Here is a 26,597-nt window from a genome sequence, read left to right as displayed (position 1 = left end):
TCCCCCCGTTCAGGACGGCACCCGCTCTGGGGCGGGCTTGGTGTTCGTCGATGATCGGAAACCGGACCATCGAAGTCCACAAGGGAACGGGGCTGCATGCGCGAAAGTTCCGCAAAACACGGGGTTTGCTGGCGTTTAGCGGGGCATGAAGGGTTCAGTCTGCCGAAGAATCGGGCAGGTTCAGACGATCTCGACCGCGAGCGCGGTCCCCTCGCCACCCCCGATGCAGATCGCCGCGACTCCGCGAGATCCGCCACGCGCACGAAGTGCGTGGATCAGCGTGACGATGATGCGCGCCCCGGACGCGCCGATCGGATGACCCAGCGCGCAAGCCCCGCCATTCACGTTGACCCTGTCGTGATCCAGCCCAAGCCGTGCCATGAAGGCCATCGGCACGACGGCGAATGCCTCGTTCACCTCCCACAGATCGACGCTGGCCTTGTCCCAGCCGATCTTGTGCAACAGCTTTTCCGCCGCCGGCACCGGCGCGGTCGGAAAATGGCCGGGTTCCTGCGCGTGGCTGGCGTAGCCCACGATCCGCGCGATTGCACCACCGCTGTCCGCACCGACAATCAGCGCCGCCGCCCCGTCCGAGATGGAACTGGAATTCGCGGCTGTCACGGTGCCGTCCTTGCGGAACGCAGGCTTCAGATGCGGGATCTTGTCGGGCCGTGCATTTCCGGGCTGTTCATCCTGATCCACCACGACATCGCCGCCCCGCGACGGGATCGTGACCGGCGCGATCTCGGCGGAAAACGCCCCCGACCTGATGGCGTCGGTCGCGCGCGACAGGCTGGCCAGCGCATAGGCATCCTGAGCCTCTCGGGTGAACGCGAATTCAGTCGCGCAATCTTCGGCGAAAGTGCCCATCAGGCGGCCCTTGTCATAGGCGTCTTCCAGACCGTCCAGAAACATGTGGTCGATGACCTGTCCATGGCCAAGCCTTGCCCCAGACCGCATTTTCGGAAGCAGGTAGGGGGCGTTGGACATGCTTTCCATGCCGCCGGCGACGACGATGCCCGCGCTGCCTGCGCGGATCGCATCGGCTGCCATCATCACCGCCTGCATCCCCGAGCCGCACATCTTGTTCAGGGTTGTCGCGGGCAGGCCGGTCGGCAGCCCCGCCGCGAACCCCGCCTGCCGCGCGGGGGCCTGGCCCAGGCCCGCAGGCAGCACGCAGCCCATGAATAGCGCATCCGGGCTGTCGGGCCCAGACCCGCCCCGATCCAACGCCGCGCGGATCGCGACCCCGCCCAGTTCCGGCGCTGTCCGGCCCGACAGTGCCCCCTGCAATCCGCCCATCGGCGTGCGCGCGGCGGCATGGATATAGACTTCTTGCATCCTCGACTTCTCCCCCGGCTTTGCTGAACACGCTTACCGGATCGTAACCTTTTGCGTCTAGTCGTGACAGCAGGAACGCAAAGCGAGGGACGTATATGCAGCTGCTGGTCACCGACACCGACACCCATCTTGTCATCACGGTGAACGAGGCGCGGATCGACGCGGCAATCGCGACGCGCTTCAAGGACAAGCTGCGCGAGACCATCGTCCGGCACCGAAAGCCGGTCGAAATGCGGATGCGCGCGGTGGAGTTCATGGACAGTTCCGGCCTGGGCGCGATGATCGCGCTGCGCAAGGCCCTGCCCGAGGACATGCCGCTGATCCTGAAAGGACTGACCCCCAATGTCGAACGCGTATTCCGGCTGACACGCATGGATACGGTCTTCGACATCCGCTCCGAAACCGAGAACGAGGAACAAAGGGAATGACCTCCAACCCACGGCAGAACGCCGAAATCCAGGGCCGCGTCACGGCGCGCACGCAGCCGATGTTTCATCGCGTGCTGAGGGCGCATCCCCAGACGGTCCGCGACACGCTTGGGGATATCCGTCAGCGGTTCCGCGAGGACGTCAGCGAGGACACGTTGGGTCGGCTGGAACTGGTTCTGGCCGAGGTTCTGAACAATGTTACCGAGCATGCCGGTACCGGCGACGCCGTTCCGTCGCGAACACCGTCCATCCATCTCTGCATCGTAAGGCACGACAGCGGGCTTGCCTGCGCGATCACCGATGACGGCGCATCGCTGCCGGATGATTGCATCCTGCCGCGCATCCTGCCCACAGCGGAATTCCCGGACCTGCCCGAGGGCGGCTTCGGCTGGTATCTGATCCAGGATCTGACGCAGGCGCTTTGTTACTATCGTGAAGAAAGCCGCAACTTCCTGGCGTTCAGCGTGCCCTTTGCCTACGACGAAGCCTCGCGCTGAACTGCCAGGAACGAATTTGCGTACGACACCGATCAGGCGCTGGCCGATCGCCGCGAAGGCCTCAGTTCAGATGGCCGACCAGCGGATAGCGACCGTCGCTGAAGTCACCGAACATGTCCGGCACATCAGGATGTTCCAGCGGTTCGCCTGACGCATCGGGCACAAGGTTCTGCTCGGACACGTAAGCGACGTAATAGGTCGCCTCGGTCTCGGCATAAAGATGATAGAAGGGCTGATCCTTTTCAGGCCGCACATCTTCGGGGATCGATTCGTACCATTCCTCGGTATTGGCGAATTCGGGGTCCACATCGAAGATCACGCCGCGAAACGGCCTGTCACGATGCCGGACGACCTGACCAAGACTGAATTTCGCTATGCGATTATGTGTCTGCATCCCGATATTTCCATAACCAGACATGACATGTCGCCTGACTGGAGGCGGTTCTAATCCCGTGCGGCGATTCTGTCCACCGGATCGCCCGAATTTTGCTTCAAACGCAGGCAAATTGCGATGTTTCGCTCGGCGCGCGCCTATTCCGCGGGCGCGTCCGAAACAGTCGCATCAAACAGGGGCACCGTCGAAATCGCCATCTTCGCAGATCCCTCGCTCACCTCGTTGGCGTGGGCGAGATAGATCAGAACGCGGTTTTCCTCGTCATAGATCCGCTTGACGCGCAGCGACTTGAAGATCAGCGACCGACCTTCGCTGAACACGTCCTCGCCGTCCTCGCCGCGTTGGATCTGGCTCAGATCGATGGGACCGGTCTGCGCACATTCGATCGCGCTGTTCGACGGGTCCTCGAACCAGTTTCCCTGGCTGAGACGATCCAGCACCGAGCGTTCGAAATAGGCAAGATGACAGGTCACCCCGCCAACCTTGGGATCGCGGATCGCCTCGACAACGATGTCGTTTCCGACCCAGTCCACCCCTACCTTGCCGACCTCCTGACCGCTTGCGGCAAAGGGAACAAGACACATCGAAAGGATGAAAGATCGCAGCATCAGCTTACTCCGGAAGCACGGGCACGCGCCCGTCATCAGTCAACAGATGCACCGTCCGGCCTTCGATCGCAACCGCACAAAGCGGCCGCCCATATGCGGCGCCGCCGTCGATGTTCAGCCGGTTCCCATGATGGCTTGCGGTATCGATCGCCGTGTGGCCATGCACCACCAAGGGTCCGTGATCGGCCGTGCTGCCCAGAAAGCCTTCGCGGATCCAGACCAGATCCTGTTCGGCCTGCTGCTGCAGATCCCTGCCCGGCCGGATACCCGCATGAACGACCAGCGCCTCGCGATGCAGGAACCACAGCGGCAACGCGGCCAGAAAGTCCGCATGACGATGCGGCACGGCGCGCCGTGCCTCGGCCAGCAGACGGTCGTGCGGCATCGTCGGGTCCAGCCCATAGGATGCCAGCGTCGCCGCAGCCCCAAGCCCCGAATGATCGACCCAGTGCCGACCCGAGCTTAGGCCCGGATCAACCCAGTCCGGGCTGCGCAGGAACGCCGGCAGGAAACGGTCGTGATTGCCACGGGTGACGATCCAGGGACGACCCGAAAGACTACCCTGAAGAAGATATTCGACGACGCCGCGCGAGTCGGGTCCACGGTCGATCAGATCGCCCACATGCGCGATCAGGGCGTCACGTCCGCCATCGCGAAAGACCCGCTCGTGCGCCGCCTTCAGAAGGTCAAGCTGACCGTGAACATCGCCGATCGCGTAAAGTGTCATGCCGCCTCTTTCATCATGCGTGCAGAACGCAATTGCCGCCCCATGGGTTGCGCGCCGCCAGAACCAGCGGCGCGCGAAAGCGTTCTCAGACCTCGAACTGAAGCCTGCGGGCCTGCAGGAACTTGCCCGTCGCCTGCAGCGCGGCCAGCGCCTCGTCGCTGATCGCCGCATCCAGATACAGGATTGCGATGGCATCGTCGCCGTTCGCGGCCCGACCCAGCGTGAAGTTCGCGATATTCACCCCCAGATCGCCCAGTGTTCCGCCAAGCGCGCCGATGACCCCCGGCACGTCCTTGTTGCGCGTGTACAGCATATGCTCGCCCACTTCGGCGTCGATGTTGATGCCGCGGATCTGGATGAAGCGCGGCTTGCCGTCGCTGAAAACGGTCCCGGCAATCGACCGTTCGCGCTCGGCCGTGACAACGGTCAGCTTGATATAGCCTTCAAACACCCCCGCCTGATCCTGACGCGTCGTGGCGATCTGGATGCCGCGATCCTTGGCGATGACCGGCGCCGAGACGGTGTTCACATCCGGATTGGTCGCCTTCATCACGCCCGCGATGACCGAAGCATTCAGCGCGTTCAGATTCATTTCGGACACGACGCCATCATACAGAACGTTGATCGCCTTGATCGGTTCGTCCGTCATCTGCCCGACGAAGGCGCCCAGATGGCTGGCCAGCTTGATCCACGGCCCCATGACGGCGGCTTCCTCGGCGGTGACCGAAGGCATGTTCAGCGCGTTCTGCACCGCACCGGTCAGCAGATAGTCCGACATCTGCTCGGCCACCTGCAGCGCCACGTTTTCCTGGGCTTCGGTGGTCGAGGCGCCCAGATGCGGCGTCACGACGACATTCGGCAGGTTGAACAGCGGGCTTTCGGTCGCAGGCTCGACCGCAAACACGTCGAACGCGGCCCCGGCGACGCGGCCATCCTTCAGCGCCTCGGCCAGGGCTTCTTCGTCGACCAGGCCACCACGGGCGCAGTTCACGACGCGGACGCCCTTTTTCAGCTTGGCGATATTCTCGCGCGACAGGATATTTTTCGTCTTGTCGGTCAGCGGCACGTGGAAGGTGATGAAATCCGATTTGCCCAGAAGATCGTCCAGCTCGACCTTGGTCACGCCCATTTCCCTGGCGCGTTCTTCGGACAGGAACGGATCGAAGGCCAGGACCTTCATGTGCAGCCCCAGCGCGCGGTCGATCACGATGGACCCGATATTGCCCGCCCCGATCACGCCAAGTGTCTTGTTGAACAGCTCGACCCCCATGAAGCGGCTCTTTTCCCACTTGCCGGCATGGGTGCTGGTGCTGGCTTCTGGCAATTGCCGCGCCACCGCGAACATCATCGCGATGGCATGTTCCGCTGTGGTGATCGAGTTGCCGAAGGGCGTGTTCATCACGATCACCCCCTTCTTCGAGGCGGCGGGAATATCGACATTATCGACCCCGATCCCCGCACGGCCCACGACCTTCAGATTGGTCGCGTTCGCCAGCAGCTTGTCCGTGACCTTCGTGGCCGAACGGATCGCCAGACCGTCATACTGGCCGATCACCTCGGCCAGCTTTTCCTTGTCCTTGCCCAGATCGGGCAGGTAATCCACCTCGACCCCACGGTCGCGAAAGATCTGGACGGCGGTTTCCGACAGCTTGTCCGATACAAGAACCTTCGGCATGTAATTCATCCTCATATACTGCACCCGGGCCCGTGCCTCGCAGGTGACTGATCATCTTCTTTGAAGAAATATCCTCGGGGGTCCGGGGGCAGACAGCCCCCGGCGGTCGCGGGACGCGATTTACTGCGCGGCCAGTTCCGCGCGATAGGCATGTTCGATCCACGGCATCAGCGCCGCGACATCTGCCGCCTCGACAGTCGATCCGCACCAGATCCGCAGCCCGGCAGGCGCATCACGATATGCACCGGCATCCAGCGCCACGCCCTCTTTTTCCAGCCGCTTTGCCACGGCCTTGGCAAAGCTGGCCCCGTCCTTGATCGCCGGATCGGTGAATTTCAGGCAGACGCTGGTCGTCGATGCCGTCGCCGGATCATCAGCCAGATCGGCGATCCAGTCCTTGTCGGCGATGAAATCGCGCACGGCCTTTGCATTGGCATCGGCACGCGCGATCAGTCCCTGCAACCCGCCGATCTGCTGCGCCCAGTTCAGGGCTGCCAGATAGTCTTCGACCGCCAGCATCGAGGGCGTGTTGATCGTCTCGCCACGGAAGATGCCTTCGATCAGCTTGCCGCCCTTGGTCAAGCGAAAGATCTTGGGCAGCGGACGGTCGGGGGTAAAGCTTTCCAGCCGCTCGACCGCGCGGGGCGACAGGATCAGCATGCCATGCGCGGCCTCGCCGCCCAGCACCTTCTGCCAGCTGAAGGTCACGACATCCAGCTTGTCAAAGGGCAGATCCATGGCGAACGCGGCGCTGGTGGCGTCGCAGATGGTCAAGCCATCGCGGTCGGCCGGAATGGCATTCCCATTCGGCACGCGCACGCCGCTGGTCGTGCCGTTCCAGGTGAAGACGACATCCTTGTCGAAATCGACTTCGGCGAAATCGACGATCTGGCCGTAATCGGCCTTGCGGATGGTGGCGTCCAGCTTCAGCTGCTTGACCGCGTCGGTGACCCAGCCTTCGCCGAAGCTTTCCCAAGCCAGCATCTCGACGGGGCGGGCGCCCAGCATGGTCCACATGGCCATCTCGACCGCGCCGGTATCCGAGGCCGGAACGATGCCGATGCGGTAATCTGCGGGAACGCCCAGAACCTCGCGCGTCTTGTCGATTGCTTCGGCCAGCTTTGCCTTGCCGACAGCGGCACGGTGCGAGCGGCCCAGAGGAGCGCCGGACAGCAAGTTCAGATCATATTCGGGGAATTTGGCGCATGGGCCAGACGAAAAACGCGGATTTGCCGGCCGCGCGGCCGGGATCGTCAGATCAGTCATGTGACTCAGCCTTCCAGCTAAAAGCCCTTCGTTGGGGAAGGGTGTCCCGCCGCACGGGATAGGGTGTCGCGGCTTGGACTGCAACTGAAAAATCGGCTCCCGGCGATTCCGGTCCGGCGCCGATGCCGCGGCGACCTCTGGGCAGCCGCGGCAGATATTGCCGTTAATGTTCAGTCCAGCTTGAAGGACCAGAACATCGTCTCGCCCGAACTGTCATCGACACCATCATTGTCGGTCGCGACATATGCCGTCCCGTCCGGGGCGATGGCCAGGCCCTCGACCTTGTCCACGACATAGCCTCCGGCCGATTTCAGATCCGGCAGCAGATCGCGCACCACCTCCTTGGTGACGACCGGCAGCTCAGCATCAAGCGGGGCCGGGGTCATCTCTGCCAGGGAAATCCGGGTGACCTGCTTCAGCGCCGCCCTGTCGCCGATCAGGTTGTCGCGCTCGATCAGGTACAACGCGCCATCATGGGCGGCGAGGTCCGACAGCCCGACCCAGCCTTCCCCCGATTCGATCGGATAGTGCACGCCGGACCATTCGCCGCTCGACGGATCCAGCTGCAGCAGCTTCACATGTCCTTCCGGGTCGTCGCCCCATTCGCGCTGAACGGCCAGCCACAGCTTGCCATCGACCATCTCGATCCCTTCGAAGCCGAAGCGCTTTTCATGCGCGGCCAGCGCATCGGGCAAGCCGATTTCCTGAATGATCGCGCCGGATGTATCGACGTGCAGAACGGCATACGGCACCTCTTTTTCAGAGTTTCCTTCCGAGGCCAGCCAGAACCCGCCCTGCCCGTCCGAGACGATACCTTCCAGATCAAGCTTCTCTGCCGGTTGTCCGTCGCGGGTAACGATGGTGCGTGCGGTGATCCGCGCGGGCTGCTGCGATGCGTCGATGGTGAAGATCGCAGGTGCAGCGGAATAGAAACTGTCGCTGACTGCATAAAGCCGCGTCGGATCTGCCGGATCGACCGTCAGTGCCGACAACGCCCCCCATGGGATCAGTTCATCGGCGCCGGCCGAGGTGATCTGGGGATAGGCCGCCGGTCCCTGCTGGCGCTGATAGATCATGACATGTGCGCGCGCCGCGCCGTCCTCGCCCAGATCGGTTTCGTTCGCGGTGGCGAACAGGTCGCGCTGCGGAATCGCCACCAGACCTTCCGGCCCGATCCCCGAAGGCAGAGCCTGGATCAGTTGCGGCTTGGCGGGGTCCGTCGCATCGAAGGCAAAGACGATGCTGCCGCGCTCGGACGCGACGAAGATCATCGGCGTGCCATCATAGGTGGCGGTGATGACCGCCTCGGGCTCGCCACCCTTCTTGCCCGCGCGCTTGTCGGGGTAGTGACCAAGCTCGATCAGCTTCTGCTCCAGCAGATTGCCGCTGTCATAGACGACGCTGCCATCCTTGGACCAGATCGTGAAACCACGGCTGCCGCCGTTCCAGTCGCCTTCGTTCGCGGTCACCAGATGGTCGTTGTCCAGCCACGCCACCGCATCGGGTTCGCGCGGGATGCCCGCAAGACTGCCGGTCGGGTCGATCTGACCGTCGCTTTCGGTGTCGATGCCGTCCAGATCGACGCTTCCGGCGCTGAAATGACTTGCGACCTGACCGTTCGAAACGATGACGATGTGGTTGTTTTCCTGCAACGTGACCGCCAGATCGCCGGCCTCGTTATAGGACAGGTATTCCGGCTCGGGATCGTCGCCCGCGACCTCGGCAAGACCGGTCATGTCGATCTTCTGCAGCCCCGCACAGTCGGCGGCGCCGGCATTGACCGGGATGGTCACCACGAGACCGGCAGGCATCTGCGGGATCGCGCCGTCATTCAGATCCTCGTCGCGCTCGTTCTCGATCGCGATCGCGATCTGGGTGCCATCCTTGTTGACCGCAACCGAGTCGGGCTGCCCGCCGATCTCGCAGCTGTCGGTGATGGTCTTGCTGTCCAGATCCACGCTGCGCAGAACGCCTGACGGATCGGTAAAGCTGTCCGAGGTGTTCACCCCGACGAACGCGGTCGATCCGACGACAACGGCGGTCGTGGGTTCGCCGTCCATCGCGATATGGCCCAACGGCATCGGCGCGGCGGGATCGCTGATGTCGATCATCCCCAGCGATTCCAGCGGGCTGTCGGAATATATCAGCCTGTTGCCGTCTTCGGTCGCGACCATGATCTCGGCGCTGTTTTCGGCGGCGCGGTCTTCGCCCTCGGCGATGTTCATCGCGGTGGCGAAGCTGGCGATGCGGTTGAAGACGGAATTGCCAGCCTCTTGCGACAGGGCGGCCGGCGCGGCGGCCGTCAGCGCGATCAGGGACGTCAGCATCAGACGCATGGGAATAACCTCCGGATTTCAGGGTGTCCCATGCGTTCTGGCGTGACCAGGCGACGCTTTCGCGACATTCACGTGACCATTCCGTGACCTGTGGCTGCGCCCGCAACCGGCGGATGTCAGTCTCTGACCTGCCGCACGCTGCGATGGATGCGGATGCGCACCTCGTCGGGTTCACTGGCGACCGCGCGCATCAGCGCGCGCATGTCGCCGCGCGCAGTGTTCAACTGATCGATCAGCGACATCACCAGTTGCAGCGAGTCCTCGGGCAACTGATAGCCCTCGCTGAGATCGCACAGCAGTTGCAGCCGCGCCACGTCGGCCTCTCGGAAACCCGGACCTTCAGGCGTCACGACGGGCTGCACGATGCGGGCGTGCAGGAATGTCCGCAATCTGGGCTGGGTCAGATCGTCGATCAGGGTGACGACCTCGGCTTCGGAATAATAGCGGGTCATGACGCCATTCCCCGGCGCGGATCATAGCCATGAGACCGGCGCCATTCTTCCATGAAGCGGGACAGATCCTCATCCACCGTGGGCGGCATCACGATCTTCAGTTCGACCTGCTGATCGCCGCCGTTGATCCCGCGCCCGCGAAGGCGCAGCTTCTGTCCGCTGCTGGCACCTTTCGGAATCGTCAGGTTCACCGGCCCGTCGACGGTCGGGGCGGCGACCTTTCCGCCCAGCACCGCCTCGTCGATCCCGATGGGCAGGGTCAGGAAGATGTCATCGCCCTCGCGCCGGAAATCGGGATGGTCGGCCACGGCGATGGTCAGATAGGCATCGCCCGGCCCGCCCTGCCCCATGCCCGCACCGCCCTTGCCCTTCAGCCGGATCGTCTGGCCGTCGCGGACACCCTTCGGGATCGTCACCTCAAGGCCGCCGCCGTCGGGCAGCGTGATGCGCGTCTTGCCACCCTTGGCGGCGGTCATGAAATCGACTTCCAGCGAGAAGCGATAATCCTGCCCGCGCATGTGGAAATCGCGGCCGGTCCCCTGCTGGAAACCGCCCTGCCGGAACCCCGCCCCCGCACGGCCGCCGAACAGATCCGAAAAGACGTCCGACAGATCGGGATCGCCGTCGAAGCCATAGCTGCGCGCATAGGGATTTCCCGCGGCCTCGGCGTGTTCGCGATAGGTGCGGCGCTGCGGACGCTCTTGCCCCTGTTCGTCGATTTCGCCCGCGTCGAAACGGCGGCGCTGTTCGGGATCCTTCAGCAGGTCATAGGCCGACGACGCGGCCTTGAACCGCTCTGTCGCGGCGGCATCCGGGTTCAGGTCCGGATGGTCTGTCTTGGCGATCTTGCGATACGCCTTCTTGATATCGGCGTCGGTGGCCGATCTGGTCAGCCCCAGCGCCGCATATGGATCGCCAGCCATTCACGGCCCCCATCACTTGCCTTGCTTGTCAACAAGATAGGCGCGGTACCGATTTCATCAATGCCCGTCTGAACCAAAGCCGCGGAAACCATGCCGCACCCCGAAAAACGCCTAGTAAGGCAGCGGGTATTCCTTGTGCAGACGGTCAATGGCCTTGACCAGATCCTGCGCCATGGGGCGATCCAGCCCGGCGATAAGATGATCAAGCTGGTCGATATCTGTTGCCCCGATGATCGGGATATTCTTGAACGGCCTGGTCAGTTGCCAGGCGATGGCCATGTGCACCGGATCCCACCCATGTTCCGCCGCCAGCCTGCGATAGGCCTCGGTCGCCGCGATTGCCCGCGTGGTCTTGCGCCCACCCAGATTGCCCATCCCGCCGGTCTGCTTGTCCACCGCCGCGCGACTGCCATCGGGCAACGCCCCGCCCGCGTATTTTCCGGTCAACAGACCGGCAGCAAGCGGCGAGAATCCCAGCAGCGTCACATCCTCCTGCAACGCGGTCTCGGCAAGATCCGTATCGTATAGTCGGTACAGCAGGGAATATTCGTTCTGGATCGCGGCGACACGCGGTCCGCCCACACGGTCGGCAACGTCGCACCAACGCGCCAGCCCCCATGCCGTTTCGTTCGACAGGCCGAAAGCCCGCAGCTTGCCGGACGACACGGCCTCGCCCACCGCATCAAGGATATCCGCCATGTGATCCAGAACCTGCTGCTTGCCGGGGGTCGGCGCATAGGTCCAGTTCTGGCGGAATGCCCATGTGCCGCGAACCGGCCAGTGAAGCTGATAAAGATCGATCCGGTCGGTCTGCAGCCTGCGCAGCGAGGCGTCGATACAGGCCCGCACCGTGGCGCCGTGATAGGGCGCGCTGTCGCGCACCATCTGGCTGGGGCCGGTGATCTTGGTGGCGATCTGAACCCGGTCGCGATTGCCCTCGCGCGCCATCCAGCGGCCGATAATCTGTTCGGTGACGCCGATCGTCTCGCGACGCACGGGATTGACGGGATACATCTCGGCTGTGTCGATGAACGACATGCCCGCATCGGCGGCCCGGTCCAGCTGTGCATGCGCGTCGGGTTCCGCCGTCTGGCTGCCGAAGGTCATGGTGCCAAGACAGATTTCGCTGACCTCGACATCGCTGCCGCCAAGTTTCACATGCTTCATCGCTGTCCCCGAAAAGTTGAGCCGCGCCCGACGCTAGCGATAACGGCGCGCTGCGCAACCCCGACCGGGCTCAGTATCGCCGATACCCGGAAGACGCCCCGATGAGGTGCCGGGTATAGTCCTGCTGCCCCGCCCCGCGGCGCAGCGCCGCGACATCCATCGTCTCGACGATCCGCCCATGCTGCATCACCGACAGCCGGTCGCACATGTGGCCGATGACGACCAGATCGTGGCTGACCATCAGATAGGTCAGCCCATGCTCGGCCCGAAGGTCGGTCAGCAGGTTCAGGATCTCGGCCTGGACGCTGACATCCAGCGCGCTGGTCGGTTCATCCAGCAGCAACAGGCGCGGCTGGCCGGCAAGGGCACGGGCGATGGCGACGCGCTGTCGCTGGCCGCCGGAAAGCTGGTGCGGATAGCGGAACCGGAACACGCGCCCCAGCCCGACATCGTCCAGAAGCCGCGGAATGCGGCCGTCGATATCGTCCATTCCCTGCAGCTTCAGCGCCTCGCTGAGAACGGCATCGACGGAATGGCGCGGATGCAGGCTGGCATAGGGGTCCTGAAAGACCATCTGGACGGATCTGTAGAAGTCGCGGTTGCGGCGATGGCCTTCAAGTTGCTGTCCGTCGACTTCGATCCGGCCTGACCAGCTGCCCACCAGCCCTGCGATGGCCCGCAGGATCGTGGACTTTCCCGAACCGGATTCGCCCACGAGGCCGAAGCTTTCGCCCGCGGTCACACTGAAACCGGCATCCTTCACGGCGTCCACACGATCCGGCGGCAGGCCGAACCACACATCGAGATGTTCGATCTTCAGCATTGCGGCACCGCTGGCATCAGGGGATCTGCCGCTGCCCGCAGAACATCCTTGCACGGAAGACGTCGCATCAGAGTCCCCCCGGAAATTCGGTTTCCAGGCTTTCGGTGATCGTGTCACCGTCGCGCCAGCTTTCCTGGCGCTGCAGCACCGGCAGGCGGCCGGTCGGGGCATCAAGGCGCGGCAGGCTGTTCAGCAGGCCCTGCGTATAGGGGTGCCGCGCGTCATGCAGATTCTTCGCGGTCAATGTCTCGACGACACGGCCGGCATACATGATCAGCACCCGATCGCAGAACTGGGCGACAAGATTCAGGTCGTGGCTGATGAAGATCAGCCCCATGCCGCGATCGGTGACCAGACGGTCCATGATATTCAGAACCTCGGTCCGCACCGACACGTCCAGCGCCGATGTGGGTTCGTCCGCGATCAGGATCTCGGGGTCGGGGGCCAGCATCATGGCGATCATGATGCGTTGCCCCATCCCGCCCGACACTTCGTGGGGATAGGCCTGCATCACCCGTTCGGGATCGCGGATCTGGACCGCGTGCAGCATGTCCAGCGCCTTCTGGCGTCCGACATTCTTGCCGCCGCCGGCATGCAGCCGATAGGCCTCGATGATCTGGTCGCCGATGGTCATCACCGGGTTCAGGCTGAATTTCGGATCCTGCATCACCATGCTGATGCGGCTGCCGCGGATCTTGCGCATCTTGCGTTCGGGCAGGTTCAGGATCGGCTGACCGTCCAGATCCATGCGGTCGGCGGTGACCCGGCCGGGCGGACGGACAAGGCCCAGGATCGCACGGCCGGTCATCGACTTGCCGCTGCCGGATTCACCCACGACGCCCAGACGTTCGCGCCCCAGATCGAAACTGACGCCGCGCACGGCCTCGAAGACGCCCTGCCGCGTCGGAAAGGCCACGCGCAGATCGCGCACCGAAAGCAGGGGATCGGTCATTCCTTGCCTCCCTTCGGGTCCAGCACGTCACGCAGCCCGTCACCCAGCAGGTTGAAGGACAGCGACACGATGAAGATGGCCAGCCCCGGCATGGCGGCAACCCACCAGAAATCCAGAATATAGGTCCGGCCGTCCGAGATCATCGCCCCCCATTCCGGCATCGGCGGCTGCGCGCCCAGACCCAGAAAGCCAAGTCCCGCCGCCGACAGGATGATCCCCGCCATGTCCAGCGCCACCCGCACGATCAGCGAGCTGATGCACAGCGGCCAGATATGCCGGATCAGCAGGCGCATCGGCCCCGCACCCTGCAGCCGGGCAGCGGCGATGTAGTCGGCATTGCGGATGGTCAGCGTCTCGGCCCGCGCCAGCCGGGCATAGGGCGGCCACGCGGTCAGCGCCAGCGCCAGCACGGCGTTTCCGATGCTGGCGCCAAGTGCTGCCACGAAAGCCAGCGCAAGGATCAGCTTGGGAAAAGCCAGGAAGATGTCGGTGATCCGCATCAGCACCTGATCCAGCCAGCCGCCCGCGAAGCCCGCCACCGTGCCGATGAACAACCCGATGATCGGCGCGATCAGCGCGACGGTTCCGACGATGAACAGGGTGATGCGCGCGCCATGGATCAACCGCGACAGGATATCCCGCCCCAGCGCGTCGGTGCCCAGCAAGTGTTCCGCCGAAGGTGGCGCCAGCCGACCGCCCAGATTTTGCGAGAACGGGTTTTGCGGCGCGATCCAGGGCGCGAAGATCGCCGTGAAGATCAGGATGACAAGGATGATCAGCCCGAACATCGCCAGCTTGTTGGCACGAAAGGTCAGCCACCCCTGATAGATCGCCCCCAGTCGCGCCTGCCGGCGGGTCTGCGGCGCATCCGAAAGCAGCCAGTCGCGTCTCGTCTGGCTCATTTCGACCTCGGATCAAGCACGCGGTACAGGATGTCGCTGAGCAGGTTCAGCGCGATGAAGCAGGTCCCGATGACGATGGTGCCGCCCAGAACCGCGCTCATGTCGCCGGCCAGCAGCGCCTTGGTGACGTATTGGCCAAGACCCGGCCATGAAAAGATGATCTCGGTCAGCACCGAGCCTTCAAGAAGCGACCCGAAGGACAGCGCGATCACCGTGACCAGCGGGATCGAGATATTGCGAAAGGCGTGCCGCCAGATCACCGCCGTCTCGGACAGGCCCTTGACGCGAGCGGTCGTGATGTATTCCGAACCCAGCTGTTCCAGCATGAAGCTGCGGGTCATGCGGCTGATATAGGCAAGACTGAAATAGCCCAGAAGCGATGCGGGCAGGATGATGTGCGAAAACGCGTCCTTGAATGCGGCCCAGTCCCCTGCCAGCAGGGAATCCACAAGGATCAGCCCGGTCACGTCCGGCACCATGCCGTCATAGATGATGCCTTGCCGACCCGGCCCGCCGACCCAGCCGAGAATGCCGTAGAACAGCAGCAGCCCCATCAGGCCCAGCCAGAAGATCGGCATGGAATAGCCCACCAGCGCCACCACCCGCGCGACCTGATCGATGATCCCGCCGCGCTTGGCGGCCGCGATCACGCCCAACGGCACGCCGATGCTGACACCGATCAGCGTTCCCAGCGTCGCCAGTTCCAGCGTCGCGGGAAAGACATGCTTGATGTCGTCAATGACCAGTTGCCCGGTCGAGATCGACCGGCCAAGGTCGCCGGTCAGCACGTCGCCGATATAGTCGATGAACTGGATCACCAATGGCCGATCCAGTCCCATCGCCTGATAGGCGGCGTCGTATTGCGCCTGGCTGGCGCGGTCGCCGACGACCTTCAGCACCGGGTCGATCGGCATGACGCGCCCGATGATGAAGGTCACCAGCAGCAATCCCAGAAGGGTCAGCGCCAGTGACAGCAGGGTGCCCGCGACGCTGCGCAATCGCCTGCGCCGGGCCGCGTTTCGGTCCGCGCGCGAGGGGGGCGGGGTCTGTCCCCGCCCTCCCGGATCGGTGTCGGTCACGGCCAAGCCCTATTCGCCCTTGGTGACCTGATGATACATGACAGAGGTGACCGAGCCGCCGGCGTTCCAGTTCTGGACGTTCTCCTGCAGGCCGGTGTTCTCGATCCGCTGGAACAGCGGGATGATCGGTGCCTCTTGCTGGTATTGCGTCTGGATGTCGCGATACATCTGGGCGCGCTTTTCGCCGTCCTGCTCCAGCGTGGCTGCGACCGTTGCCTTGTTCATCTCGTCCGGCACCGCGTAGGAATTGCGCCATGCCAGCAGCCCGGTGGCCTTCGCCTCGTCGCTGTTGTCAGGATTATAGGCGAAGGTCGCCGCATTGGTGTTCGGATCGGAATAGTCCGGACCCCATTCGCCAAGGAAGATCGGCACTTCGCGTGCGCGATAGGCGTCCAGCACCTGCGCCCCGGTCATCTGTTCGATGTTCAGGGTCAGGCCGGCCTCGGCCATGCTGGCCTGCAGGGCCTGAGCGGTATCCACATATTCGCGCAGATCGCGGATCTTCGTGGTGATCGTTCCGCCCTCGATCCCCGCATCCGCCAGGATCTGCTTGGCCTTTTCGACGTCATAGCTCCAGGGATTGTCCTCAAGCGCGCCCAGATACCCTTCGGGCAGGAACGCCTGATGCGTCTTGAACATGCCCTTCAGGAAACTGCCGGTGATCCCCTCGTAATCCACCAGATGCTTGATCGCCTGGACAACGGCGGGGTTGGACAGAAGTTCATCCTTCTGGCTGAGCCCCATGTAAAGGATGCGTCCGCGCGGTTCATCCTGGATCTTGACGCCCTCGGTACTGGCCAGCGAGTCGACATCGGTGGGCGTCAGGTTTCGCGCGGCATCGATGTCGCCCTGTTCCAGCAGCAGGCGCTGTGCGCTGGATTCGGCCACGTTGCGCACGATGACGCGCTTCATTTCGGACGCGCCCTGATAATAATCCTTGTAGGCGGTCAGCTGCACGGCCTCGTTCGGTCGCCAGGCGGCCAGCTGGAACGCGCCGGAACCGGCCTCGTTCGTGTTCAGCCAGGTGTTGCCCAGATCTTCGCCCTGCACATTCGCCATCACGGTTTCCTTGTCCACCACGCTGGCGATCATCGCGGTCAGGCAGTTCAGGACGAAGGACGGCGCGTAGGGCTGATCAAGGTTCAGGGTCAGCGTATTTCCGTCGAAGGTGATCTTTTCCTCGACATTCTCGGGGCTGAACCCGAACTGGGTCAGGATAAAGGCAGGCGTCTTGTTCAGCTTGACGGCCCGCTGCAGCGACCAGGCCGCATCCTCGGCGCGCACCGGATTGCCGGAATGGAACGTCACGCCCTCGCGCATGGTGAAGGTGATCGACATGCCGTCTTCGGCCACTTCCCAGCTTTCGGCAAGCGCCGGCTTGAACCCGGCCTCCATGTCCAGCGGATCGAAATCGACCAGCCGGTCATAGGTGTTGCGATTGACGTCATTGCCCGAGAATTCGAAGGTCTGCGCCGGATCAAGACTGATGATGTCGCTGATGTCGGTGGCGACGACCAAGGTGTCGGTCGGGGTTTCCGCATAGGCAGCGGGAGCAATTGCCAATGCAGAGGCAAGAAGCAGCGCGCGCGGTGTCAGCAAATGTTTCATGATGTTGTTCCCTGTCATATTGGGTCCGGCCCCGTTCGGCGGGGCTTCATTTTGTGCAGGTTGGCGCATGGCCGCGCGGCTGGCAAGGGGCCTGACCGTGGGCAGCGCCTGGATCGGCGCCAATAAGACCTCAACCTTCCGCGAACCCCCATTCGCCGTCGCCCAGGGCGGGCGCGGCACGTTCGCTGCCGATCCGACTGCGCGACATGGCGATGGGGCTGCGAAGGCCCGTGATGCCTTCGGGCGCGATCTGCAGGCCCCGGGCGACAACCTGAGGGTCGGCCAGCGCCTCGGCCACGTCGTTGACCGGTCCGGCCGGCACGCCCCGGCCCTCGAACGCGGCGATCAGATCGGCGCGACTGCGCCTTCGGGTGGCCGCGGCAAGACGCTGCACCAGCCGGTCGCGATGCGCCACCCGCGCCGGATTCGTGGCGAAATCAGGATTTGTCGCCAGATCCGGCAGATCCAGTATGTCACACAGCGCAGCGAATTGACGGTCGTTTCCGCAGGCGATGATCAGATGCCCATCGGCGGCGGGAAAAAGCTGATAGGGCACGATATTGGGATGCGCGTTGCCCAGTCGATGCGGCACCGTACCACCAAGCAGGTAATTCGTGGCCTGGTTCGCCAGCACCGCCACACCGCAATCCAGCAGCGACAGATCCAGTCGCTGCCCCAGCCCCCCGCGCGCGCGTTCGGCCAACGCAGCCTGCACCGCGATCACGCCGTAAAGCCCGGTAAAGATGTCGATCCACGCGACGCCGACCTTTTGCGGCTCGGCGTCCGGTGCGCCGGTCAGATCCATGATCCCCGACATGCCCTGGATCAGAAAGTCGTAGCCCGGCTGGCTTGCGCGCGGCCCGTCCTGACCGAACCCGGTGATCGACGCATAGACAAGGCCCGGATTGCGGGCCGAAAGGGTTTTGTAGTCCAGCCCGAATTTGCGCAGCCCGCCCAGTTTGAAGTTTTCGATCACCACATCAGCGCTGTCGATCAGCCTTTTCAGGCGCTCCAGATCCTGCGGATCGCCGAAATCACAAATGACAGAGCTTTTGCCCCGGTTGGCGGCGTGAAAATAGGCCGCGACACGTTCGCTGGTGCCATCGGCGCGGGGACGGTCGATGAAGGGCGGGCCCCAGCGTCGTGTGTCATCGCCCTCGGGCGCCTCGACCTTTATGACCTCGGCGCCCAGATCGGCCAGGGTCTGGCCCAGCCACGGGCCCGCAAGGATGCGGGCCAGTTCGACGACTTTCAGCCCCTTAAGCGGCGCGTCAGCCAAACGCCTGCAACCCGGTCTGCGCACGGCCAAGGATCAGCGCGTGAACGTCATGCGTGCCCTCGTAGGTGTTCACCGTCTCAAGGTTCTGCGCATGGCGCATCACGTGATATTCGATCTGGATCCCGTTGCCGCCATGCATGTCGCGGGCCATACGCGCGATGTCCAACGCCTTGCCGCAGTTGTTGCGCTTGACGATCGAGATCATCTCGGGCGCGAACTTGCCTTCGTCGAACAGCCGGCCCACGCGCAGGCTGGCCTGCAGGCCAAGCGCGATTTCGGTCTGCATGTCGGCCAGCTTCTTCTGGTACAGTTGGGTGGCGGCCAGCGGCCTGTTGAACTGATGGCGGTCCAGACCATATTGGCGGGCGCGGAACCAGCAATCCTCGGCCGCGCCCATCACGCCCCAACTGATCCCGTAACGCGCACGGTTCAGACAGCCGAAGGGACCGCCCATCCCCTCGATATTGGGCAGCAGCGCATCTTCGCCCACTTCGACATCCTCCATGACGATCTCGCCGGTGATGGATGCGCGCAGGGACAGCTTGCCGCCGATCTTGGGGGCGGACAGGCCCTTCATCCCCTTTTCCAGGACAAAGCCGCGCACCTTGCCGCCATGCGCCTCGGATTTGGCCCAGACGACGAAGACATCGGCGATGGGGGCATTGCTGATCCACATCTTGGACCCGTTCAGGACATAGCCGCCCTCGGTCTTCCTGGCGCGGGTCTTCATGCCGCCGGGGTCGGTTCCGGCATCGGGTTCGGTCAGGCCGAAACAGCCAATGAATTCGCCCGAGGCCAGCTTGGGCAGAAACTTCTGCTTCTGTTCCTCGCTACCATAGGCCTCGATCGGGAACATCACCAGCGACGACTGGACCGAGGCCATGCTGCGATAGCCGCTGTCGATGCGTTCGATTTCCCGCGCGACAAGGCCATAAGACACATAGGACGCGCCTACGCCGCCATATTCCTCGGCCACGGTGACACCCAGCATTCCGGCGGCGCCCATTTCACGGAAAATCTCGGGGTCGGTATGTTCGTTCAGATAGGCGTCCTGCACGCGCGGGGCCAGGCTTTCGGCGGCAAAGGCGGCCGCACTGTCGCGGATCATGCGTTCTTCTTCGCCAAGCTGGTCCGACAGCAGAAACGGATCGTCCCAAGCAAAAGCTGCGCCCTTGTGCGATTTCGTGGACATCTGGATCCTCCTTGACGGGTCACGTCATTCTGGGGGCAACTTGTAACGCTTGGCAACCGGGGCGGAAAACGGATAATCCGCATCAGTTCATGTATGGGATGAATGATGCGTGCCAGACGGTTCCTGCCCAATCTCAGTCTTCTGCTGGCCTTCGATGCCGTAATGCGCACAGGTTCCGTGACGGCGGCAGCACATGATCTGTCGTTGACCCAAAGCACCGTCAGTCGCCTGATCCAGACGCTTGAGACGCAGCTGGGACAGCAACTGTTCTTGCGTCAGCGCAAACGTCTTGTTCCGACCGACGCGGCGCGACGATATTTCGGGCAGATTTCGTCCGCGCTGGACATCGTGCAGCGCGCCAGCATGTCGCTGATCGCCAATCCGGATGGCGGCACCCTGACGTTGGCGGTTCTGCCGACCTTCGGGACGCGCTGGCTGGCGCCCCGGCTACCCGATTTCCTGTCGGCCAATCCCGGTGTCTCGGTCAATCTTGCGACTCGCTTCGCGCGGTTCAATTTCGATGCCGAGCCGTTCGACGCGATGATCTGTTTCGGGCATGACGACTGGCCCGATGCACGCCACCTGAAGCTTTTCGACGAACGGATGACGGCATGCGCCGCGCCCGACTACCTGAAAACCCGACCCATCACCGGTCCCACCGATCTGCATGACAGGGTACTGTTGCAACTTGAGACGCGTCCCGGCGCATGGCCGGCATGGTTCGCCGGCCAGGGTGCCGCGGCCCCTGCCCGTCCCGACGGGATGTTGATGGACCAGTTCTCGATGATGATTCAGGCGGCGATCTCGGGCCTGGGGATCGCACTGCTGCCCGACTATCTTGCGCGGATCGAGATTGCCGAAAACAGGCTTCAACCGATCCTGCGACCCGCCGTGCCGGGACCAGGGGCGTATTGGCTGGTCTGGCCCAAGGCCAAGGACGATCTTGCCGCCCTGAAGGCATTTCGTGCGTGGCTGACCGCGACCTTGTCACAGGTCGAGCATGCTTCCTGAGACGCTCTGACCTCGGGCAGCGTCTTGACGCGCCGCCGACGCCGCGCAATCCAGAAACTGACGGAAGACCCTGTTGCCGAGGATTGCGATGGACCTGACCGACGACATGCAGATGGTGCCGGACCGCGACGTTGCCGAACTGACCGAATGGCGCAGGCAGCTGCATCGCCACCCTGAACTGTCGGGACAAGAGGTCGAAACCGCAGACCGCGTGATTGCGATGCTGTCGCCGACGCAGCCGAACGAAATCCTGACCGGATTGGGCGGGCACGGTGTCGCGGCGGTCTATGACAGCGCGAATGCGGGCACGACGCTGATGCTGCGCTGCGAACTGGACGCTCTGCCGATCCAGGAAATATCGTCGCGGCCCTATCGATCGACGGTGCCGGGCAAGGCACATCTGTGCGGCCATGACGGACATATGGCGATCCTGGCTGCGGTCGCGCGCTGGCTGGGGCGCAACCGACCCCGGCAGGGGCGTGTGATCCTGATGTTTCAGCCTGCCGAAGAAGACGGCTCGGGCGCGGCAAAGGTGATCGCCGATCCTCGCTTTGCGACGATAAGGCCGGATGTGGCGCTGGCGCTGCACAATTATCCGGGCCTTGCGCGCGGCACGGCCATGCTGGCGGAAGGACCGATGAACTGCGCCTCGCGCGGCATGAAGATCGTCCTGACCGGTCGGACGGCACACGCATCGCAACCCGAACACGGTATCTCGCCCGCGACTGCGCTGGCCGAACTGATCCCGCGCCTGACCGCGCTTGGCACCGGTGGGGACGTCTTTGACCCGGATTTCTCGTTGGTCACGATTACCCATGCGTCGATGGGCGAACAGGCATTCGGCATCGCGCCCGGCGAGGCGCAGATCTGGGCCACACTGCGGACCCGGCAGGACAGCGGCATGGAAAGGCTGGTCACCGAGGCAAGCCGGGCCGTTGCCGAAGCCGCGCGAGAAAGCACGCTGGAGTTCTCGATCAGCTGGCACGACGTGTTTCAGCATTGCGAGAACAACCCCGAGGCGACAAAGATTCTGCGCAACGCACTGATCGCCGGGGACATCGCGATTCGGGCCGACGGCCTTCCCATGCGCGCATCCGAGGATTTCGGCCGTTTTGGCGGCTGCGCGCGCGCGGCGATGTTCCTGCTTGGGGCGGGACAGGACGTCGCCAGCCTGCACAACCCGGACTACGATTTCCCCGACGCGCTGATCGCACCCGCCGCTCGTGTCTTCATCCGCTGCGTCGCGCAGGTGACGGGCTAGCCTGTCACCTGCGTTTGTTCGCATGCACGCATCACGGTTTCATGCGCCTGAACCATCAGACGGCCTCGACCACCAGTGCGCCCCGGTGACTGATCACCTTGCGGCTCAGATCATGGGCGCTGCGTATGGATGCCTCGATCCCGGCACCCTGCAATCGCGCGGCCAGGTAGCCCGCATTGAAGCTGTCACCCGCCGATGTCGTGTCCACGGGCACCGCGCGTTCCAGCCCGTCCACCACACCTGCGCCATCGGCACCGCCGAAATGGATCGCCGCGCCACCCGCCTTGACGATCACCTGGCGCGACCCGCAGGACAGATAGCGCGCGACCGTGGCCTGCGGATCGGCGTCGCCGAAATGATCGCGCTCATCGTCATGGCTGGGCAGGATAAGATCGGCCAGCGCGGCAGCGGTCTGGGTCTGGTCGCACATCGTGTGGGCGTCCGACCACAGGCGTGGACGCAAATTCGGGTCGAACACGATCTGCGTGCCCTGAGCGCGCGCCTGCCGCAGCGCTTCGAACAGCGCCGCGCGTCCACCGGGTGACAGGATCGCCACGGTAATTCCCGACAGATAGGCGATGCCGCAGCCCAGCAAAGCGTCGGCCAGCATCTGCGGATCGTCGGCAAGCCGACGCGCCGCCGAGTTGTCGCGCCAATAGCTGAAGCTGCGTTCGCCATCAGCCAGCGATATCGCATAGAGACCGATCTCGTGCCGGGGATCCTGTCCGACATGACGCGTCAGGATGCCTTCGGCGGCCAGAAAATCGAGCGCCTTGCGCGAGAATTCTCCGGTCCCGACGCGGGTGAAATAGCCGATCTGCCAATCTGCGGGCAGCAGGCGGCGCAGATACCAGGCGGTGTTCAGCGTGTCGCCGGCGATACCCAGTTGCCACAGCCCGGCTTGCGGGGATTGCGACAGCTCGACCATGCATTCACCGATCGAAAGGACGGATTTCTGCATCACGCGACCGCCTCCTTCTTCATGACCTCGCGCAGGCCGACACTGCGGATTTCGGTCAGCTTTCTGACGACAGCCTGCATGAAGTCGGTGCTGCCTGTCACGCCTGCCGGCACCAGGCCGGGCAATGCCAGGACCGATCCGGCAAGCGTCCCGGAATCGCCCCCTGCCTCGCGCGCCAGTTTCAGCAGTGCCGACCCACGCGGGTCGTTCGGACTCTCGTCCCGGTCGGCAAGCGCGGCCAGCCAAGCCAGCCAGGTTGCCACGGCGAACGCGAAGGGGCGCGTATCGCCGCCCGTCTTCAGGGCATCGGCGGTCGGCGCGAACCAGCGCTGCGGCAGCTTCTCGGTTCCGTCCATGGCGATCTGTCGCGTCTGATGGGCAATCGCAGGGTTGGCGAAGCGGTCCATCAGTGCCCGTGCATAGCTGTCAGGATCAAGCCCTGCGCCACTTGGCAATGTCGCACCGGCGGCCTGCATGTGCCGCAAGATCAGCGGCGCCAGCTGAGGATCGGCGACCGCGTCGCGGACATGCGGCAGGTCCAGCAGTTGCCCTGCATAGGCGATCAGCGAATGCGCGCCGTTCAGCATTCGCAGCTTCATCGCCTCGTGCGGGCGAACGTCGCGGACAAATTCGGCGCCGCCCGCCTCCCATGTCGGGCGGCCTTGGGGGAAATGATCCTCGATCACCCATTGGCTGAACGGTTCGGTCTCGACGGCAGCCAGATCGTCGCGCCCGGTCAGATCCCGCACATCCTGCAGCGTCTTGTCGGTCGTGGCGGGGGTGATGCGGTCCACCATCGTCGCCGGAAAGGCAACCTCGTCTTCGATCCAGCCCGCCAGTGCCTTGTCGGTGCGCCGCGCAAAGCCAAGAACGCCTGCCCGCAGCAGGGGACCGTTATCCGGCAGATTGTCGCAGGACAGGACCGTGAATGGGCTGATCCCGTTCGATCGGCGCATCGATAGCGCCGCCGTGATGATCCCCAGAACCCCCTGCGGCGCATCCGGCCGCTGCAGGTCGGCCGCCACGGCGGGGTGGTCGTCGTCGGCATCCATCGCGGCCCGGTCGATGCCATAGGCCTTTTCCGATACCGTCAGTGACAGGATGCGGATCGCCGGATCGCAGGCCGCGTGCAGGATCGCGGCAGGATCGCCGCCAAGCGCCGCGCTGTGCGCGCCGATGATGCGGGCGCGGTCCTGCCGGTCACGGATCAGCAGCGTGTAAAGCCCATCCTGTTCCGCCATGGCATGCGAGACATCGCGGCTGCGCAGATTTGCGCCCAGGATGCGCCAGTCTCCACCCGCCTCGGCCAGAGCATCATCGGTTGCCACCGCCTGATGCGCGCGATGAAAGGCGCCAAGCCCAAGATGCAGAATCCCGGTTCCGTGCGCGGCACGGTCATAGCGCGGGGTCAGAACGCCGGCAGGCAGGTCGTCAAGATCGGTCAGGCGCGTCGTCATGCGGCCCCCTTGTGGCTTAGCGCGGCCTCGATCCCGCGCAGTTCGGCAAGACCCTTCAGCCGGCCGATGGCAGGATAACCCGGCTGTCCGCCGCGGCCGATATCGTCAAGAATGTCCTGCCCATGGTCGGGGCGCATGGGGATCGACGCATCCGCGCGTCCGGCGCGGCGCCTGCGCGCCTCTTCTCGCAGCACGGACGCCACGAGCGCGACCATGTCGGTCTGTCCGCCCAGATGTTCGTCCTCGAAGAAGCTGCCGCGAATATCATCGCCGTCGCGCCGGACATTGCGCAGATGCAGGAAATGCACTCGGTCCCCCAGCCGGTCCATCATGCCCGGCAGGTCGTTGTCGGGACGCGCCCCCAGCGACCCCGAACACAGCGTAATGCCGTTGGCCGGCAGATCGACCGCCGCCATGCGTTCCGCATAGTCGGTCTCGGTCGACATGACGCGCGGCAGACCCAGAAGGCCGAAGGGCGGATCGTCGGGGTGACAGCACAGCCGCACGCCGATTTCCTGCGCGACCGGGACGACCAGTTCAAGAAAATCGTGGAAGTTCCTGCGCAGGACCGCATCCGTCACCGGCGCATAGCTGTTCAGCAGGTCGCGGACATCCTGAAGGCTGAATCGTTCGGCAGCGCCGGGCAGGCCGAAAACCACGTTCCCGGCAAGCTGTTCACGGCGAGGGTCATCCATTTCGGCGTAACGGCGTGCGGCCTCGTCGCGGATCTCGTCGGGAAAGTCCTCGGCCGCGCCGCTGCGCTGCAGGATGTGGATGTCAAACGCCGCGAAATCGATGAAGTCAAAGCGCATGCAGGTCGCCCCGGACGGGCGCTTCCACGCCAGATCGGTCCGCGTCCAGTCCAGAACGGGCATGAAATTGTAGCAGATCACGTCGATGCCGGATGCCTTGAGGTTGCGCATCGAGGTGATCCAGCTTTCCACATGGGTCCGCCATTCGCCGGTCTGGGTCTTGATCGCCTCGCTGACCGGCAGGCTTTCGACCACCTCCCACGCCAGCCCCGATGGCGTGCCGTCCTTCATCATTGCCAGCTCGTCCTGCCTGCGGGCAATCTGTTCCATGGTCCAGACAGCGCCGGTCGGCAACTGGTGCAGCGCCGTCACCACCCCCCGCACGCCGGCCTGGCGCATGTCATCGATGGAAACCCTGTCTTGCGGCCCGAACCAGCGCCAAGTGTGTCGCATCCGCCCCTCCTGTTATGCCGTGAAATCAAGTTGAACCTTGACCGCCTTGCTGCGGTCTCCGGCCATATCGAACGCGCGCACCGCATCTGTGGCCGGCAGCACCTGCGTCACCATCGGCGACAGGTCGATCCTGCCTTCGCCGATCATTTGCACCGCCTCACTGAATTCGGCGTCAAAGCGATGCGTGCCGACCAGGCGCAGTTCCTTGCCGACGATCAGGTTCAGGGGCAGTGGCATGGTGCCACCCACGCCGATCTGGACCACCGTGCCCTGCGGCCGGGTGACATCGATGGCCTGCGCGATCGCGTGCGGATTGGCGGAACATTCCAGCACCACATCGACACGCCCCTTTCCGGTCGCATAGTCGTTCAGCACATCGGGATCGGCGGCCACATTCACCACCCTGTCCGCGCCCATGCGACGCGCAATCGCCAGCGTGAAATCCTGCACATCCGTGACCACGATTTCGGCCGCGCCGCGCAGACGGGCCAAGGCCACGCAGATCGCGCCAATCGGGCCCGCGCCGGTGACCAGAACGCGCTGGCCTTCCAGAGGCGGGGCCATGTTCAGCGCGTGCAGGCAGACCGACAGCGGCTCGGCGCCCGCCGCGGCCTCGGCCGCCACGCCGTCCCGCAACGGAATGCATTGCCCCGCCGGGTGCGAGATATGGGTGCGGAAGAAGCCCTGCTCATGCGGCAACCGCATGGCAGACCCGTTGAACCGCATGTTCAGGCAGTGCCGGTCCTGGCCTGCGGCGCAGAACTCGCATTCGCCGCAGGGGCGCGACGGGCACAGCGCGACAAGCTGCCCTGTCCGCAGTCCCGATCCCGCAGGCGCGGCCTCGACGACCCCGGCGGCCTCGTGCCCCAGGATCATCGGTTCGCGAACGCGGACCGGCCCAAAGCCACCGTCGTGATAATAGTGCAGGTCAGATCCGCAGATCCCGCCCCGCAGGACGCGGATCAGGGCATCGCCCGGCGCGGGCTGTGGTTCGGGCTGATCCTCGATCCGAAGATCGTGGGCGGCATGCAGCCGGCAGGCGAAGTCAGTCAT

At 64.2% G+C, this 26,597-nt stretch carries 25 protein-coding genes; 4 read left to right on the top strand and 21 right to left on the bottom strand.

Going from position 1 to position 26,597, the window contains the following annotated elements; translation table 11 throughout:
• Positions 1-180 precede the first annotated feature (180 nt).
• On the bottom strand, positions 181-1,341 hold the full coding sequence (locus J7359_RS08590; RefSeq protein WP_209056223.1) for an acetyl-CoA C-acyltransferase: 1,161 nt from the start codon (positions 1,339-1,341) through the stop codon (positions 181-183).
• Positions 1,342-1,436: 95 nt separating this feature from the next.
• Here J7359_RS08590 and J7359_RS08585 point away from each other — a divergent pair, with 95 nt between their 5' ends.
• Positions 1,437-1,769 carry an STAS domain-containing protein gene (locus J7359_RS08585; protein ID WP_209056222.1) on the top strand — a complete coding sequence of 111 codons (333 nt, stop codon included), beginning with the start codon at positions 1,437-1,439 and terminating at the stop codon, positions 1,767-1,769.
• A complete protein-coding gene (locus J7359_RS08580) occupies positions 1,766-2,266 on the top strand; it encodes an ATP-binding protein (RefSeq protein ID WP_209056221.1) in 501 nt (166 codons plus the stop codon). Before J7359_RS08585 ends, J7359_RS08580 begins: the two co-directional genes overlap by 4 nt.
• Before the next feature lie 61 nt (positions 2,267-2,327).
• Here J7359_RS08580 and hspQ read toward each other — a convergent pair whose 3' ends face one another.
• From hspQ to J7359_RS08500, 16 genes are all read right to left on the bottom strand, one after another.
• Positions 2,328-2,660 (bottom strand): heat shock protein HspQ, encoded by a 333-nt coding sequence (gene hspQ, locus J7359_RS08575; protein ID WP_209056271.1) that lies wholly within the window; start codon positions 2,658-2,660, stop codon positions 2,328-2,330.
• Positions 2,661-2,797: 137 nt separating this feature from the next.
• A complete protein-coding gene (locus J7359_RS08570) occupies positions 2,798-3,268 on the bottom strand; it encodes a CreA family protein (protein ID WP_209056220.1) in 471 nt (156 codons plus the stop codon).
• Positions 3,269-3,272: 4 nt separating this feature from the next.
• Positions 3,273-3,995, bottom strand: coding sequence for a metallophosphoesterase (locus J7359_RS08565; protein WP_209056219.1), 723 nt, complete (start codon positions 3,993-3,995; stop codon positions 3,273-3,275).
• Positions 3,996-4,080: 85 nt separating this feature from the next.
• Positions 4,081-5,670: a phosphoglycerate dehydrogenase gene (serA, locus tag J7359_RS08560; protein ID WP_209056218.1), complete on the bottom strand. Its 1,590-nt coding sequence runs from the start codon at positions 5,668-5,670 to the stop codon at positions 4,081-4,083.
• A 120-nt stretch (positions 5,671-5,790) separates the two neighbouring features.
• Positions 5,791-6,936, bottom strand: coding sequence for a phosphoserine transaminase (locus J7359_RS08555; protein WP_209056217.1), 1,146 nt, complete (start codon positions 6,934-6,936; stop codon positions 5,791-5,793).
• 170 nt (positions 6,937-7,106) lie between these two features.
• Entirely contained in the window at positions 7,107-9,272 is a 2,166-nt protein-coding gene (locus J7359_RS08550) for an esterase-like activity of phytase family protein (RefSeq protein ID WP_247740271.1), read from the bottom strand.
• A gap of 116 nt (positions 9,273-9,388) precedes the next feature.
• Positions 9,389-9,724, bottom strand: a complete 336-nt coding sequence (locus J7359_RS08545) for a hypothetical protein (RefSeq protein ID WP_209056216.1) — start codon at positions 9,722-9,724, stop codon at positions 9,389-9,391.
• Entirely contained in the window at positions 9,721-10,647 is a 927-nt protein-coding gene (locus J7359_RS08540; protein WP_209056215.1) for a DnaJ C-terminal domain-containing protein, read from the bottom strand. Before J7359_RS08540 ends, J7359_RS08545 begins: the two co-directional genes overlap by 4 nt.
• 111 nt (positions 10,648-10,758) lie before the next feature.
• On the bottom strand, positions 10,759-11,814 hold the full coding sequence (locus J7359_RS08535) for an aldo/keto reductase (RefSeq protein ID WP_209056214.1): 1,056 nt from the start codon (positions 11,812-11,814) through the stop codon (positions 10,759-10,761).
• A gap of 70 nt (positions 11,815-11,884) precedes the next feature.
• Positions 11,885-12,637 carry an ABC transporter ATP-binding protein gene (locus J7359_RS08530; RefSeq protein WP_209056213.1) on the bottom strand — a complete coding sequence of 251 codons (753 nt, stop codon included), beginning with the start codon at positions 12,635-12,637 and terminating at the stop codon, positions 11,885-11,887.
• A 67-nt stretch (positions 12,638-12,704) separates the two neighbouring features.
• Positions 12,705-13,589 (bottom strand): ABC transporter ATP-binding protein, encoded by an 885-nt coding sequence (locus J7359_RS08525; protein WP_209056212.1) that lies wholly within the window; start codon positions 13,587-13,589, stop codon positions 12,705-12,707.
• The gene (nikC, locus tag J7359_RS08520; RefSeq protein WP_209056211.1) at positions 13,586-14,491 is read right to left on the bottom strand and encodes a nickel transporter permease; all 906 of its coding nucleotides are present in this window, start codon (positions 14,489-14,491) and stop codon (positions 13,586-13,588) included. The genes J7359_RS08525 and nikC overlap by 4 nt, the downstream gene beginning before the upstream one ends.
• Positions 14,488-15,489 (bottom strand): ABC transporter permease, encoded by a 1,002-nt coding sequence (locus tag J7359_RS08515; protein ID WP_209056269.1) that lies wholly within the window; start codon positions 15,487-15,489, stop codon positions 14,488-14,490. The genes nikC and J7359_RS08515 overlap by 4 nt, the downstream gene beginning before the upstream one ends.
• Positions 15,490-15,579: 90 nt before the next feature.
• Positions 15,580-17,178, bottom strand: coding sequence for an ABC transporter substrate-binding protein (locus J7359_RS08510; protein WP_209056210.1), 1,599 nt, complete (start codon positions 17,176-17,178; stop codon positions 15,580-15,582).
• 130 nt (positions 17,179-17,308) lie between these two features.
• Entirely contained in the window at positions 17,309-18,457 is a 1,149-nt protein-coding gene (locus tag J7359_RS08505; protein ID WP_209056209.1) for a CaiB/BaiF CoA-transferase family protein, read from the bottom strand.
• Positions 18,450-19,649: an acyl-CoA dehydrogenase gene (locus tag J7359_RS08500; protein WP_209056208.1), complete on the bottom strand. Its 1,200-nt coding sequence runs from the start codon at positions 19,647-19,649 to the stop codon at positions 18,450-18,452. The genes J7359_RS08505 and J7359_RS08500 overlap by 8 nt, the downstream gene beginning before the upstream one ends.
• Positions 19,650-19,754: 105 nt before the next feature.
• Here J7359_RS08500 and J7359_RS08495 point away from each other — a divergent pair, with 105 nt between their 5' ends.
• Positions 19,755-20,660, top strand: coding sequence for a LysR family transcriptional regulator (locus J7359_RS08495; protein ID WP_209056207.1), 906 nt, complete (start codon positions 19,755-19,757; stop codon positions 20,658-20,660).
• 88 nt (positions 20,661-20,748) lie between these two features.
• Positions 20,749-21,921 (top strand): amidohydrolase, encoded by a 1,173-nt coding sequence (locus J7359_RS08490; protein WP_247740270.1) that lies wholly within the window; start codon positions 20,749-20,751, stop codon positions 21,919-21,921.
• A gap of 55 nt (positions 21,922-21,976) precedes the next feature.
• Here the strand turns inward: J7359_RS08490 and J7359_RS08485 are convergent, their stop codons facing one another.
• From J7359_RS08485 to J7359_RS08470, 4 genes are read right to left on the bottom strand one after another with little or no spacing between them, the layout of a single operon-like run.
• A complete protein-coding gene (locus J7359_RS08485) occupies positions 21,977-22,882 on the bottom strand; it encodes a sugar kinase (RefSeq protein ID WP_209056206.1) in 906 nt (301 codons plus the stop codon).
• Positions 22,882-24,339, bottom strand: a complete 1,458-nt coding sequence (locus J7359_RS08480) for a mannitol dehydrogenase family protein (protein WP_209056205.1) — start codon at positions 24,337-24,339, stop codon at positions 22,882-22,884. The genes J7359_RS08485 and J7359_RS08480 overlap by 1 nt, the downstream gene beginning before the upstream one ends.
• A complete protein-coding gene (gene uxuA, locus J7359_RS08475; RefSeq protein ID WP_209056204.1) occupies positions 24,336-25,544 on the bottom strand; it encodes a mannonate dehydratase in 1,209 nt (402 codons plus the stop codon). The genes J7359_RS08480 and uxuA overlap by 4 nt, the downstream gene beginning before the upstream one ends.
• A gap of 12 nt (positions 25,545-25,556) precedes the next feature.
• Positions 25,557-26,597 carry an L-idonate 5-dehydrogenase gene (locus J7359_RS08470; protein ID WP_209056203.1) on the bottom strand — a complete coding sequence of 347 codons (1,041 nt, stop codon included), beginning with the start codon at positions 26,595-26,597 and terminating at the stop codon, positions 25,557-25,559.

Source organism: Paracoccus sp. R12_2, from assembly GCF_017744015.1.
Classification (GTDB): Bacteria; Pseudomonadota; Alphaproteobacteria; order Rhodobacterales; family Rhodobacteraceae; genus Paracoccus.
The sequence above is the reverse complement of the archived record's forward strand: the minus strand, read 5'-3'. Positions and strand labels throughout refer to the sequence as shown.

Excerpts from the sequence above, each read along its gene's own strand:
- J7359_RS08590 (WP_209056223.1), bottom strand. The coding sequence starts at position 1,341 with ATGCAAGAAGTCTATATCCATGCCGCCGCGCGCACGCCGATGGGCGGA.
- J7359_RS08585 (WP_209056222.1), top strand. The coding sequence starts at position 1,437 with ATGCAGCTGCTGGTCACCGACACCGACACCCATCTTGTCATCACGGTG.
- J7359_RS08580 (WP_209056221.1), top strand. The coding sequence starts at position 1,766 with ATGACCTCCAACCCACGGCAGAACGCCGAAATCCAGGGCCGCGTCACG.
- hspQ (WP_209056271.1), bottom strand. The coding sequence starts at position 2,660 with ATGCAGACACATAATCGCATAGCGAAATTCAGTCTTGGTCAGGTCGTC.
- J7359_RS08570 (WP_209056220.1), bottom strand. The coding sequence starts at position 3,268 with ATGCTGCGATCTTTCATCCTTTCGATGTGTCTTGTTCCCTTTGCCGCA.
- J7359_RS08565 (WP_209056219.1), bottom strand. The coding sequence starts at position 3,995 with ATGACACTTTACGCGATCGGCGATGTTCACGGTCAGCTTGACCTTCTG.
- serA (WP_209056218.1), bottom strand. The coding sequence starts at position 5,670 with ATGCCGAAGGTTCTTGTATCGGACAAGCTGTCGGAAACCGCCGTCCAG.
- J7359_RS08555 (WP_209056217.1), bottom strand. The coding sequence starts at position 6,936 with ATGACTGATCTGACGATCCCGGCCGCGCGGCCGGCAAATCCGCGTTTT.
- J7359_RS08550 (WP_247740271.1), bottom strand. The coding sequence starts at position 9,272 with ATGCGTCTGATGCTGACGTCCCTGATCGCGCTGACGGCCGCCGCGCCG.
- J7359_RS08545 (WP_209056216.1), bottom strand. The coding sequence starts at position 9,724 with ATGACCCGCTATTATTCCGAAGCCGAGGTCGTCACCCTGATCGACGAT.
- J7359_RS08540 (WP_209056215.1), bottom strand. The coding sequence starts at position 10,647 with ATGGCTGGCGATCCATATGCGGCGCTGGGGCTGACCAGATCGGCCACC.
- J7359_RS08535 (WP_209056214.1), bottom strand. The coding sequence starts at position 11,814 with ATGAAGCATGTGAAACTTGGCGGCAGCGATGTCGAGGTCAGCGAAATC.
- J7359_RS08530 (WP_209056213.1), bottom strand. The coding sequence starts at position 12,637 with ATGCTGAAGATCGAACATCTCGATGTGTGGTTCGGCCTGCCGCCGGAT.
- J7359_RS08525 (WP_209056212.1), bottom strand. The coding sequence starts at position 13,589 with ATGACCGATCCCCTGCTTTCGGTGCGCGATCTGCGCGTGGCCTTTCCG.
- nikC (WP_209056211.1), bottom strand. The coding sequence starts at position 14,491 with ATGAGCCAGACGAGACGCGACTGGCTGCTTTCGGATGCGCCGCAGACC.
- J7359_RS08510 (WP_209056210.1), bottom strand. The coding sequence starts at position 17,178 with ATGAAACATTTGCTGACACCGCGCGCGCTGCTTCTTGCCTCTGCATTG.
- J7359_RS08500 (WP_209056208.1), bottom strand. The coding sequence starts at position 19,649 with ATGTCCACGAAATCGCACAAGGGCGCAGCTTTTGCTTGGGACGATCCG.
- J7359_RS08495 (WP_209056207.1), top strand. The coding sequence starts at position 19,755 with ATGCGTGCCAGACGGTTCCTGCCCAATCTCAGTCTTCTGCTGGCCTTC.
- J7359_RS08490 (WP_247740270.1), top strand. The coding sequence starts at position 20,749 with ATGGACCTGACCGACGACATGCAGATGGTGCCGGACCGCGACGTTGCC.
- J7359_RS08485 (WP_209056206.1), bottom strand. The coding sequence starts at position 22,882 with ATGCAGAAATCCGTCCTTTCGATCGGTGAATGCATGGTCGAGCTGTCG.
- J7359_RS08480 (WP_209056205.1), bottom strand. The coding sequence starts at position 24,339 with ATGACGACGCGCCTGACCGATCTTGACGACCTGCCTGCCGGCGTTCTG.
- uxuA (WP_209056204.1), bottom strand. The coding sequence starts at position 25,544 with ATGCGACACACTTGGCGCTGGTTCGGGCCGCAAGACAGGGTTTCCATC.
- J7359_RS08470 (WP_209056203.1), bottom strand. The coding sequence starts at position 26,597 with ATGACTGACTTCGCCTGCCGGCTGCATGCCGCCCACGATCTTCGGATC.